We start from the raw sequence: 11,893 nt of genomic DNA, 5'->3' as shown, positions 1-11,893 counted from the left end.
CTGCCTATTATTTGTGCGTAGCTTTTTTCTTATTGATAATCACATACATCACAACAAAAGACACAATCAAAATCAGCGGTAAAACCGACATATTGCGGAGGGTGATTTCCGGACCGGAAGTTTCGATTGATTTGCCCATAATGGGCAGCACCATCGATGTAGCCACAAAACCGGCGCCTCCAAGAATCGACATTCCCAATGCCCCGCTTTTCGGGATATATTCTGACGCCACCCCAATCATGGTCGGCCAGAAATAACAAACGCCAACAGCAAATACAGCGGCCGACATCAGTGTGGTGACAGCCCCGCCCGAGATACTTAACAACAACAGGCCAAGGGTGGCAATCACCGACGAACCCAACAACACACCGATCGGGTTTAATCGATGGATTAATCCGCCGGCAAAATAACGGCCAACGGCCATAATTCCGGTAACAACCACCAGAATAATCATCGGATTGATGCCGTTGGTCATCAAAAGGGCATTGATCCACTGGGTGGTGCCCAATTCGGTTGAAGCAGTCAGCAACATACAAAACAGGACAAAAGGAAACAACAGGCTTATTTTATTGACGAGACGGCCTTCAACAATAACCAGCAGAACAATAGCACCAACTATAATAAAGGGTAAAAGGCTGTCGAAACTTAAACTTAGGGATGGAACCGAAGCAACAAAAATCATCAGGATAACAGTGGCAATGATGGTATACGGAGCACCGATGTTGCGCATCATTTCCTTGTAACTTACGCCGCTGGTAACGCGCTCTGTTTCAGGAATCTTCTGCCCCAAAAACAAAAATCCGTAAATGGCTAAGGGGATAAACAGAAGACTGACCAATATTTCCCAACGCAGGTCCATGGTATCCATCACCAGCCAGGCCAATACGCCTCCGATCACAATTCCCCCGGGAAACCAAACATGAAACCGGTTCAGCATTTTTGTCTTATTATTCGGGAACAAAGTGGCAACAAGCGGATTACAGGCAGCTTCGACGCTCCCGTTGCCAAAACCAATAAACACATTGGATATAAAAAGTGACGTCATGTCTTTGGCAAAAAGCAAAAGGATAATCCCGATTAAGTGCATTCCGAAAGCCAACCAGATGATGGTCCTGGTTTTTACCAGGTCGATAACAAAACCGCCAAAAAACATCGCAACCGCAAAACCCCAGAAAGCCGGACCAAAAGCATAGCCGATCTGCTCTTTCGTCAATCCGTAATCGGTTGAAAAAACGCCTTCAATTTTCGCCCTGATCGCAAAAGTAATCGCTGTAACCAACAGAGCCAGGCAACTGGCAATAAAAAGCCTTTTTTGCTTTACGTTCTCCATAAATTTTGAATTTAGATTTTTAGATTAGGTTTATTGTTTGAACAAATATACAATGACATTTTACAAAAACTACTGCATCCTGAATTTTTACAGGCTTTATTTTTTCAGTTAAGTAATTTTATATGAATGAAATAAGGGGATTCCGGTCTGTTCTGATTGTAACACAAGGAAATGCGCTTAAAACAGCCGGTCTCTCCATAAATCTGTCCTCCTCGCCTACTCCCGGTTTTAACACGCACTGAATTATGTTTTTCCTATATTTTTTATTTCTTTGTGACGATAAACCTAACCAGTTGAGTACTCACAAACCTGATATCGACCTCCTTCTTTTAAAATTGCTTCAGCAGGGAGACCATGCTGCCTTTGAAAAGCTTTTCATACGGTATGGCCAAAAATTATTCGCTTTTTCCCTGTCGTATTTAAAAAATGAAGATGAAGCCGAAGAAATTGTGCAGGATGTTTTTTTGAAGATCTGGCACAACCGGAATATGGTCCGAACCGACACGTCATTTCAGTCGTACCTGTTTACCATCGCTTTCAATGCCATCAAAAAATCGTTTAACCGAAAAGCCAAAGACGATGAGTTTAAACTCGAAATTATCGACCAACTCGACTCGGAACAGGAAACCTGCGATTTTGAGCAAAACTACCAGTTGCTGACGAAAAAGCTTGCGCTGTTCATCGAAGAAATGCCGGAACGACGAAAAGTCATTTTTATGCAACGGAAACAAGAAGGTAAATCGTTGAAAGAAATTGCCGAAAAGCTGGATATCTCCGTCAAAACCGTTGAAAACCAGATTACCGAAGCCATGAAATACCTAAAAAAGCGTTTTGAAGAAGAACATCCCGGCGGATTATTGTTCCTGATGTTGTTTGCAAAAAAATCCGGAAAAAATTTCGTTTCCCAATAGGGGTTTTCCAAAAAGCGGGATATAACATGGGAACATCAACATGAACTTGTTCCTTTTATGAAAGATAACCGTACCGATAAAAAAACGCTGAATCAGTTTGTCGAAGGCCATTACAGCCGGACAGAATACCGGCGGGTAAAAGAACTGTTTGCGCAGGATCCGGACACCACCCTGCAAGAAGCGATGCAAACACATTGGGATGAGATTCCGGCGAATCAACCGCTAAACAACCGGATGAAGCAAAGACTCAACTCGCTCCTGGCACAGCTAACCGGCCGACAACCGACAAAAAAAACAAGTGTTTTTGCCCTATATCAGCGCGTGGCTGCAATCCTGTTTATTCCGTTGGCTCTGGCCATGGCCGCCTATTGGTTGCTGCCGGCAAAACCCGAACAAGCAGAAGCGATGGCAACTATTCACTCGCCCGACGGCGCACGAACCGAATTTGTTTTGCCCGACGGGACCACGGGCTGGTTAAACAGCGGATCAAAACTCAGCTATCCGGTAACATTTCATAAATCCCGCGAGGTAGAACTCACCGGGGAGGCTTGTTTTCGGGTAGTCCGCCGGGATGGCGAAAAATTCCGGGTAAAAACGCCGGGGTTAACCGTCCAGGTACTGGGAACAGTCTTCAACGTGGCAGCCTACCCCGACGACAAGGAAATCAATGTGGTTCTGGAAGAAGGCCAGGTTCAAATTCTTAGCTCTCTGATCGCCAACTCGTATACCATGCAGCCCGACGAAAAATTCAATCTTAACCTGATTCAGCACCAGGCCCAAATCAGCAAAGTCAACGCAGCCGAACTGACCTTGTGGACACAGGGCATCTTACGCTTTAACGGCGAACCGCTTTCCGAAGTCGTGAAAAAACTGGCCCGCTGGTACAACGTCGACTTCGAAATCAGGGACGAACAACTGCGGGCCTATAACTTTAAAGCCACGTTCAAAAATGACCAACTGGAAGAAATCCTGCGTATGATTGCGCTGACTACCCCGATGAAATACCGGATTGAAGAACGTAAACCAAACTATAATGGAATTTATATGAAGAAAAAAATTATTATCGAAGGCCGTTAATAAATCAAGGAAGTGTTGGTACCACTTCCCTGATAACATGCAGGGCCAAAACAGCAATTTTTTAATAACCCTACAAGCGTAAATTTATGAAAAAAACTCAAAAAAGTGAGGCAGACCACAGGTATGCCTTAAAAAAAATCTTCGTACTTATGAGATTAATCGTTTTCTTTCTATTGGCGGGTATTTTTCAGGTTTCGGCGATCAGCAGTTATTCGCAGCAAACCCGACTATCCCTGAACTTTGCAGATGCACGTCTGACCGAAGTTTTGAATGAAATTGAAAACAAATCCGAATTCTACTTTCTCTACAACCAGGATCTGATTGACGTTAACCGAAGAGTTAATGTGCGTGTTGAAAATCAAAAAATTGAGACCATTCTGGATCAGTTGTTTCGGGAAAGTGGCGTGAATTATGTGATTAATAATCGACAAATTATTTTAATCGGTCAGGAAGAAAAAAGTTCATCCATGCAACAAGGCGCAATTCGCGGAAGGGTTACAAACTCGATGGGAGAGCCGATTCCCGGAGCAACCGTGGTCATCAAAGGGACAACATTGGGAACCATTACCGATTTCAGCGGAAATTATACCATCTCCAATGTTCCTGCAAATGCCGTCCTGGTGTTTTCGTTTGTCGGAATGAAAACACGGGAAGTCACGTTATCCGGTCAACAAGTTGTTAACGTATCATTGGAAGAAGAAACAATCGGAATTGAAGAAGTCGTAGCTATTGGCTATGGAACTGTAAAAAAGAGTGATTTAACCGGCTCAGTATCTTCGATAAAAACCGAAGATCTGAAAAAAGTACCGGTCACTTCATTCGACCAGGCAATCCAGGGTCGGGCTTCCGGAGTGCAGGTAACACAAGCATCATCGGCTCCTGGTGGCCGGGTTGTCATCCGTGTTCGTGGGGGCAACTCGTTAAGCAGCAGTAACGAACCCCTTTATGTAGTCGATGGTTACCCGATTTCAGCAGGCAGTTCGGCCGGAGGTAGCGGGGCTGGACAAAATCCGCTGGCCACCCTGAACACCAGCGATATTGCGTCCATCGAAATTTTAAAAGATGCATCGGCCACCGCCATCTACGGGGCACGCGGCGCAAACGGAGTTGTCCTGATTACAACCAAAAGAGGCCAAATCGGAAAAACCCAGGTGACTTTTGACGGCTATTCGGGAGTACAGCAAGTTGCCAATAAACTGGACATGATGAATGCCCGGGAATTTGCAGAACTGGTGAATGAAGCCCGTGCGAATGACGGATTAAGCCCGGCATTTCCGAACGCCAGCAATCTGTACAATTTTCCCGATCCGTCAACATTGAGACAAGGAGTGGATTACCAGGATGAAATTTTTCGTTCGGCGCCTATTCACAGTTATAACATGGGAATTTCAGGAGGCAACGATGCCGTACGCTATGCCGTTGGCGGTAGCTTTTTCGGACAAACAGGTATTGTTGAAGGAACTGATTTCAACCGGGCCTCATTCCGTTCGAACATCGATTCCAAACTGGCTGAAAATTTAACTGTCGCAACAAACTTTACAGCAAGCCATGTTTGGGGCAGTATCGGTACATCTGAAGGCGATGGCGGAAATAATGCCGGCGTAGTAAATTCAGCCATCCTGATGCCTCCCACCGTCCCGGTTAAACAGGAAGACGGCAGCTATACCCAGATGAACCCAACACCCGGAGGATCAACCATTCAAAATCCGGTTCCAATTGCACTACTGGCTACCAATTACCAGGAAATTGAACGTATCTTGGGTAGCATAGAAGCCAATTGGGAAATTATCGACGGCCTTTCATTAAAAGTAACATTCGGAACAGACATGTCGAGCGCCAACCGACAGGTTTACTGGCCAAAAGAAACCGTGAATGGCTTTAATGCCAACGGATCAGCTTCTCAGGCAAACCGGAAAATGGTCTCTTATCTGAATGAAAATATTCTGACCTATAACAAGTCGGTCGGCGACCACTCGTTAAATGTTTTAGGAGGTTACACCTGGCAAACATTTCACAATCAATACTTCAGCGCCGGAGCAACCAATTTCCCCACCGATATTTACGCGGCAAATAACCTGGGGGCCGGAACTGCCTATTCTCAGCCTTCATCCGATAAAAACCAGAGCCAGTTAGCCTCCTACCTCGGCCGTATCAATTACATCTACAAAGGACGTTACCTGTTAACCCTGACCGGTCGGGCCGATGGCAGTTCAAAATTCGGTGCAAATAATAAATGGGCCTTCTTCCCGTCGGTAGCTGCAGCCTGGCGAATTTCGGAAGAAAACTTCATGAGTTCAGTCAGCGCCGTCAACAACCTGAAATTACGTCTCAGTTACGGGCAAACAGGAAACCAGGATATTTCGAGTTACCAATCGCTGGCAAAGCTTGGAACGATGAATTACGCCTTTAACGGCATACTGAATGCCGGTGTCGGACCAAATAACATCCCGAATCCTGATTTGAAATGGGAAACCACCTCAACCACTGACATTGGATTCGACTTAGGCGCTTTTGACAACCGGCTGACCTTAGTTGTCGACTACTATTATAAGAAAACCACTGATTTGCTGTGGAATATCAGTACCCCGCAGACTATCGGCTTCCCGTCTATCTTCAAAAACATTGGAAGTCTGGAGAACAAAGGACTGGAAGTGAGTATCGGCGGCGACATTTTTACCGGGAAATTTACCTGGAACACACAGGCCAACTGGTCGCGGAACCGGAATAAGGTTTTGGAAATTCCCGGCTACACACCTTCCGTTCAGGGATCTCTTTCGGGTCACTTAAAAGTGAATGGTAGCTGGCTTGAGCCCGGATTACCGATTGGCGTATGGAATTTACTGAAATATGACGGCGTATTCCAGGACCAGGCACAACTGGATGCAGGTCCCCGTTCGTCAACAAACGATAAATTAGGCAGCGCCCGGTTTATTGATAAGAGCAATGATGGCAAGATAAATTATACCGATGACCGAATGATTGTTGGCGACCCCAATCCGAATTTCATCTTCGGGTGGTCCAATAATTTTTCATACAAGGGATTCGATCTTTCCATCTACATGCAAGGCTCCTATGGCAACGACATCATCAATGTGCAACGCGCCGAAACCAATGTATCGGGCCCGTGGGGAAATCAACGCCGGGAAATTCTGAACCGCTGGACGCCAACCAATACCCATACCGATATTTCACGGGCCCGCGTTACGGTAGATCCGCTGTTGCTCCAGTCTTCCTGGTTAATTGAAGATGGCTCCTATTTACGTGTTAAAACCATGACGCTGGGATATACCTTCAATAAAATTAAGTTGATGGAATCGCTTCGGATTTATGTAACCGGCCAAAACCTGATCACTCTGACCGATTATTCAGGATTTGATCCGGAAGTGAATTCGCAAGGTAACAGCAACCTGCAAATGGGTGTTGACTACAATGCCTATCCGGCGGCCAAAGCATTCATGTTTGGAGTAAGCGCTTCTTTTTAATCCTTAAAATCAGATCATTATGAAAATCAAAAAATATTTCATCATATTCCTTAGTGTTTTCAGTCTGAATAGCTGTCATGATGAGTTTCTAAAAGAGAAAGTTCATAGCAGCATGACCCCGCTCAATTTCTATAAAACAGAAGCCGATGCCGAAGCCGCCTTAACTTCGGTTTACAATGCCATGTTGGCCCAGAATGGCTGGGGGCGTCAAGTATGGCTGGCCGCCGAGTACCCGGGCGAGGCCTCCTGGCCAAACAACTCGGGTGAAGCCTGGCGTACAGAACTGGACCAGTACACCTGGACAACAAGCTCCACGGGCTTTGCCCAGATTTGGGGACAGTTATACAAGATGATCAGCCGGGCAAACACAGTTTTATATAACATTGACCAGGTAACTTTTGAAACGAACGGATTTAAAGAGCAAATCATTGGCGAAACCAAATTTCTGAGAGGACTCGCCTACCTTTATCTGATCCGTTTCTTCGACCATATTCCGTTAATGACCGAAGAAAATATGCAGGATCTTAACCCAACCAATGTGGGTACTGATGATGCGGTTTGGCAACTAATCATCGATGATTTTAGCTATGCCAAATCGGTACTTAAACCGCGAAATACAGGTAAAGATGTTGGCCGGGCTACGGCAGGGGCAGCACAAACGATGCTGGCGAAAGCTTATCTCACCCTGGGTGGCAAACCCTGGAATAAGACCGAATACTGGGCCAAAGCGGCAACCGAAGCCAAAGCAATTATGACCAACACCGCCTACGGATATGATCTGGAAGAGGACTATGAACGTGTATTCTTACTCGAAAACGAACACGGACCGGAATACATTTTCAGCCTCGAGTGCGAAAGTCAGATGGGTTGTGGAAGAGATTTTCCAACCTTCACCGGTATCCGAAACGGCGATCAGATTAAATTAGGAGGCTGGTCGTCGCTGACTGTTCACGAACGCTTCTTTAATTCGATGGCTACAAGCGATTTGCGACGCGAGAAAACCTTTGTTTTATCGTATCATGGCTATGCTAATCCAGGCGACCTGTACACTTACCCGGGAAATATTACTATTCCCCATTATAACAAATTCATCGACATGACAGACATTAACGCTACCGGAACTGCCGATTATGCGATGAATCTGCCAATCGCACGGTTTCCTGATGTGCTGCTGATGCATTCAGAAGCCGAAAACGAAGTGAACGGACCAAGTCTGGCCGCGGTCGAAGGAATCAACCGGGTAAGGGGAAGAGCCGGATTGACAGCATTAAATCATTTGGATTATACCAAAGAAACGCTCCGGGATGCTATTTTACAAGAACGGACATGGGAGCTCTGTGAAGAAGGACAGGCCTACTTTGACCTGAAACGAATGAACGGGATCATCAAGCGGATGGTTCCGCTTGGAATTACCGCGACCGAGAAACATTATGTGTTCCCTATTCCTCAGGATGAATTGGATGTAAACCCAAATTTAGAGCAAAACCAGGCTTATAAATAAAATCATTGTGCCTGTATGGCTCAACACGAGGCTGTTCCAAAACCAAAGGAGTTAATAAACCGGACTCCATGATATTTTATTTTATTTTTTGGAACAGCCTCTGTTTTTTTTGGAATTCTGACGTCGAAATTAAACCTTTGGTATAAATAACCGAAACACTCAACATAAAACAAGAATTCATGAAAAAACAACACAACTTCTTTTTCCTGTTAAGCATTTTTATGGCGCTGATGTCATGTACACCGAAACCGGAGCCCATGCCGGATCTGATCGACCGGAGCATGGCAGTCGCCGCCAAACAGCTGGTTGCGATGGATCAGGCATTAGCCCTGCAGGAGGGTAAACTGCCCCGAAGTATCAATCCTCAGACCGGCGAGCTCATTACTTCGAACTCACGCTGGTGGTGCAGCGGCTTTTATCCCGGATCGCTTTGGTACCTGTACGAATTCAATCAGGACCCTTCGCTGAAAACGCTGGCCGAAAAATATACCGCCATCATCGAAAAGGAGAAGTATACCACCACCACGCACGATCTGGGTTTTATGCTTTATTGCAGTTTCGGAAACGGATTACGCCTGACCGGCCAGCAAGCCTACGAAGAAGTGCTGGTTACCGGAAGCGAATCGTTATGCACACGTTATCATCCAACTGTTGGTTTGATCAAATCATGGGACCACAACAACGACAAGTGGCAATTTCCTGTGATTATCGACAACATGATGAACCTGGAGATGCTGATGTGGACTTTCAAACATACCGGAGATTCTGCCTTTTACAACATCTCGGTTTCACACGCCGATAAAACCATGGAAAATCATTACCGTCCGGATTACAGCTGTTATCACGTGGTTTCGTACGATACCATAACCGGTATGCCGCATATCAAACAAACCCACCAGGGAGCTGCCGACGAATCCATCTGGGCCCGCGGGCAAGCCTGGGGCCTGTACGGTTATGTGATGATGTACCGCGAAACCGGACACGAACGTTACCTGGAGATGGCCAATCACATTGCCGGTCTGATGATTAACCACCCCAATCTGCCAGCCGACAAGATTCCCTATTGGGATTACCTGGCGCCTGAAATTCCAAACGAAGAGCGCGACGCTTCTGCTGCTGCCATCATGGCTTCGGCCTTAATTGAGCTAAGCGGATATGTGGATCAAAACCGGAAAGAGCAGTACCTTTCGGTTGCTGAAACACAATTGAGAACGTTGGCCTCGCCCGAATACCTGGCCGAACCCGGGACAAACGGAAATTTTATACTCAAACACAGTGTTGGCCACAAACCGGGAAAATCGGAGGTGGATGTCCCGCTAAGCTATGCCGATTATTATTTTCTCGAAGCCCTGTTGCGTTTTCAAAAAATCATTTAGCCGGATTTTCCAGGTTAAACCAACCGGATGACACAAGAAAGGAGTCGATTTATTGTTTTTAGCAGTCGGCTCCTTTTTCATCTTCATCTATTTGTACTCCGGCCAGTCATTTTCTTGTCATTGCATTCTGATTGTTTCTGTCGGCGAATTTGCCTTTATTTGTTTAATTTTAAAACTCATCATTTCACCCAAAATGCCGGCAGAGAATCCTGAACGAATAGCAAGGGCCTGGTCCAGATTCACGGAAGATGATAAAGAGGCGTTTGCTGAAATCTACAACACATTTGTAGATGACCTCTTTCGTTACGGGACTAAAATATGCCCGGACGAGGAAATGGTAAAAGACGCCATTCAGGAAGTTTTTATGGACTTGTACCTGAACCGCCGGAACAAAAAAAAATTCGCCACCAACCTGAAATTTTATCTCATTCTGGCAATCAAACGAAACCTGATCCGGAAACTTCAGAAAACCCGGAAAACCGAAAACCGTTTCGTGGCAGAGGCCGATCTTTTTGACGCCCAATACAGTTTTGAAGAACAATTAATCGCTGAAGAATCGGATCGCGAGGTGAACAAAAAAATTCAGGAGGCCATGGCGCAGTTGCCTCCCCGCCAAAAAGAAGCCATTTACCTTCGTTATAACCAATCGCTTGAATACGACCAGATTGCCGCGATGCTGAACATTTCGGTCGAATCGGTCCGAAAGCAGGTTTACCGCGCCGTAAAATCGGTCCGCGATTGTTTCGGCGGAAACGGGTTGATTCTTTTCTCGCTGTTTAAAAAACAGTTTCGGTTTGGGAGAAAGAACCTTTGACAAACCAAAACTTCATCAACTAACACCCAAATAACCATTTTTTTTACGATTAGATGAAAAAAAAACGATTCCCCCCGTCCATGTTTTGCCAGTTGATGTCCTTCTATAGAAACAACACCAGCGAACATGGACCGAATCAGTCAGTTTCTTGAGAACCCGCATTTCGTCAACTGGGTTTTTCAGCCAACATCCGAACTGGATGCCAAATGGCACCAGTTTCAGCTAGATCATCCGGAAGAGACAACCAACCTGTTATTGGCCCGGAAGGTCCTTCAAAAATTTCGTACCGTTGACCGGAGGCTGACTGAACAGGAAAAAATCAGGCTGTTCGCCAAAATTCTGAAGGAAATTGAACAAAAACAGCAGCTGTGCGGCCTGAAACGACATTTATTGATCATGACCAAATATGCGGCCGTCGCCCTCATCTTCTTTTCCGTGGGCGCCTTGTTGTTTTATCAGCGCGAATATGATCTGCCAGAGCTTGGCATGCCCGCGTTTATTCATCCCACCTCGGAAACCTTCACCACCCTTTCGCGGCCGAACGGAGAAAACATTCAGGTCGGCGACCGGAAATCGGTCTTTTCTTATCAATCGACTGATCATAAGCTGACCATCAACGACTCGATAAAGGTCGACAAAACTTCTGCTTCCGGTGAAAATGCCATGAGCATGCTGAATGTCCCCTTCGGGAAAACTTCGAAAGTTGTACTAGCCGATGGTTCAACCGTTTACCTGAACGCAGGCAGCCAATTGATGTACCCTGAACATTTTACCGGAAAGAAGCGCGAAGTTTATTTAACCGGTGAAGCGTTTTTTGAAGTTCACGAAGACCGGGAACGCCCGTTTATCGTACTGACCTCTGATTTTCACATTGAAGTGAAAGGCACCAGTTTCAATGTATCGGCTTATGAATCTGATCCATATTTCGAAACCGTTCTCACCGAAGGAAAAGTAAAAATCAGACAAAACCGAAGCGGAATTTTCGAACAGGGTATTGACCTGTCGCCCAACCAAATGGCTACGTTCAACCGCTTCAGTAAAGAAACAGAAGTGCATGCTGTTGATGTAGGAAATTACACCCTATGGAAAGACGGCATGTTTAAATTCGAAAGCAGCGAACTGAGCGGGGTGCTGCGAAAAATAGAACGTTTCTACAACATTCGCTTTGATAGTGATGATCCCTCCCTGCTAAGCACGAAAATTTCGGGAAAGCTGGACTTAAACGACACCAAAGAGGACGTGATTAAAACCTTATCAGCAACAACTTCAGTCAATATCATTAAAAAAACGGAGAACCGCTATGAGCTGAGAAAATAAAAAAAGCCGGCTGGTGTCCCCACACCCTCCGGCTTCAAGGTTAAATTAAATATTGCTAATTATTTAACGAATCAAATTTATGGAA

8 protein-coding genes are annotated in these 11,893 nt (G+C 45.6%); 7 read left to right on the top strand and 1 reads right to left on the bottom strand.

The window, feature by feature from the left end:
* Positions 1-7: 7 nt before the first annotated feature.
* Positions 8-1,330, bottom strand: coding sequence for an MFS transporter (locus tag AC6H3C_RS07590; RefSeq protein WP_497520120.1), 1,323 nt, complete (start codon positions 1,328-1,330; stop codon positions 8-10).
* 293 nt (positions 1,331-1,623) lie between these two features.
* Between AC6H3C_RS07590 and AC6H3C_RS07585 the strand changes: the two genes are divergently transcribed.
* The 7 genes from AC6H3C_RS07585 (at position 1,624) to AC6H3C_RS07555 (ending at position 11,808) form a co-directional block, all read left to right on the top strand.
* Positions 1,624-2,241, top strand: a complete 618-nt coding sequence (locus AC6H3C_RS07585) for an RNA polymerase sigma factor (RefSeq protein WP_497520119.1) — start codon at positions 1,624-1,626, stop codon at positions 2,239-2,241.
* A gap of 57 nt (positions 2,242-2,298) precedes the next feature.
* Positions 2,299-3,318 (top strand): FecR family protein, encoded by a 1,020-nt coding sequence (locus AC6H3C_RS07580; protein ID WP_497520118.1) that lies wholly within the window; start codon positions 2,299-2,301, stop codon positions 3,316-3,318.
* 149 nt (positions 3,319-3,467) lie between these two features.
* On the top strand, positions 3,468-6,800 hold the full coding sequence (locus AC6H3C_RS07575; protein WP_497520117.1) for a TonB-dependent receptor: 3,333 nt from the start codon (positions 3,468-3,470) through the stop codon (positions 6,798-6,800).
* A 19-nt stretch (positions 6,801-6,819) separates the two neighbouring features.
* On the top strand, positions 6,820-8,301 hold the full coding sequence (locus AC6H3C_RS07570) for a RagB/SusD family nutrient uptake outer membrane protein (protein ID WP_497520116.1): 1,482 nt from the start codon (positions 6,820-6,822) through the stop codon (positions 8,299-8,301).
* Positions 8,302-8,480: 179 nt separating this feature from the next.
* Entirely contained in the window at positions 8,481-9,677 is a 1,197-nt protein-coding gene (locus AC6H3C_RS07565) for a glycoside hydrolase family 88 protein (RefSeq protein ID WP_497520115.1), read from the top strand.
* Between the two features lie 193 nt (positions 9,678-9,870).
* Entirely contained in the window at positions 9,871-10,491 is a 621-nt protein-coding gene (locus AC6H3C_RS07560; protein WP_497520114.1) for an RNA polymerase sigma factor, read from the top strand.
* A 126-nt stretch (positions 10,492-10,617) separates the two neighbouring features.
* Complete coding sequence (locus AC6H3C_RS07555) at positions 10,618-11,808, top strand: FecR family protein (RefSeq protein ID WP_497520113.1); 1,191 nt, start codon at positions 10,618-10,620, stop codon at positions 11,806-11,808.
* Positions 11,809-11,893 lie beyond the last annotated feature (85 nt).

The organism is Gaoshiqia sp. US2, from assembly GCF_059705485.1.
This window is presented reverse-complemented; position numbering and strand designations above follow the sequence as displayed.

Bases quoted from the DNA above. Each gene is read 5' to 3' on its own strand.
- AC6H3C_RS07590 (WP_497520120.1), bottom strand. From the start codon at position 1,330: ATGGAGAACGTAAAGCAAAAAAGGCTTTTTATTGCCAGTTGCCTGGCT.
- AC6H3C_RS07580 (WP_497520118.1), top strand. From the start codon at position 2,299: ATGAAAGATAACCGTACCGATAAAAAAACGCTGAATCAGTTTGTCGAA.
- AC6H3C_RS07575 (WP_497520117.1), top strand. From the start codon at position 3,468: ATGAGATTAATCGTTTTCTTTCTATTGGCGGGTATTTTTCAGGTTTCG.
- AC6H3C_RS07570 (WP_497520116.1), top strand. From the start codon at position 6,820: ATGAAAATCAAAAAATATTTCATCATATTCCTTAGTGTTTTCAGTCTG.
- AC6H3C_RS07565 (WP_497520115.1), top strand. From the start codon at position 8,481: ATGAAAAAACAACACAACTTCTTTTTCCTGTTAAGCATTTTTATGGCG.
- AC6H3C_RS07560 (WP_497520114.1), top strand. From the start codon at position 9,871: ATGCCGGCAGAGAATCCTGAACGAATAGCAAGGGCCTGGTCCAGATTC.
- AC6H3C_RS07555 (WP_497520113.1), top strand. From the start codon at position 10,618: ATGGACCGAATCAGTCAGTTTCTTGAGAACCCGCATTTCGTCAACTGG.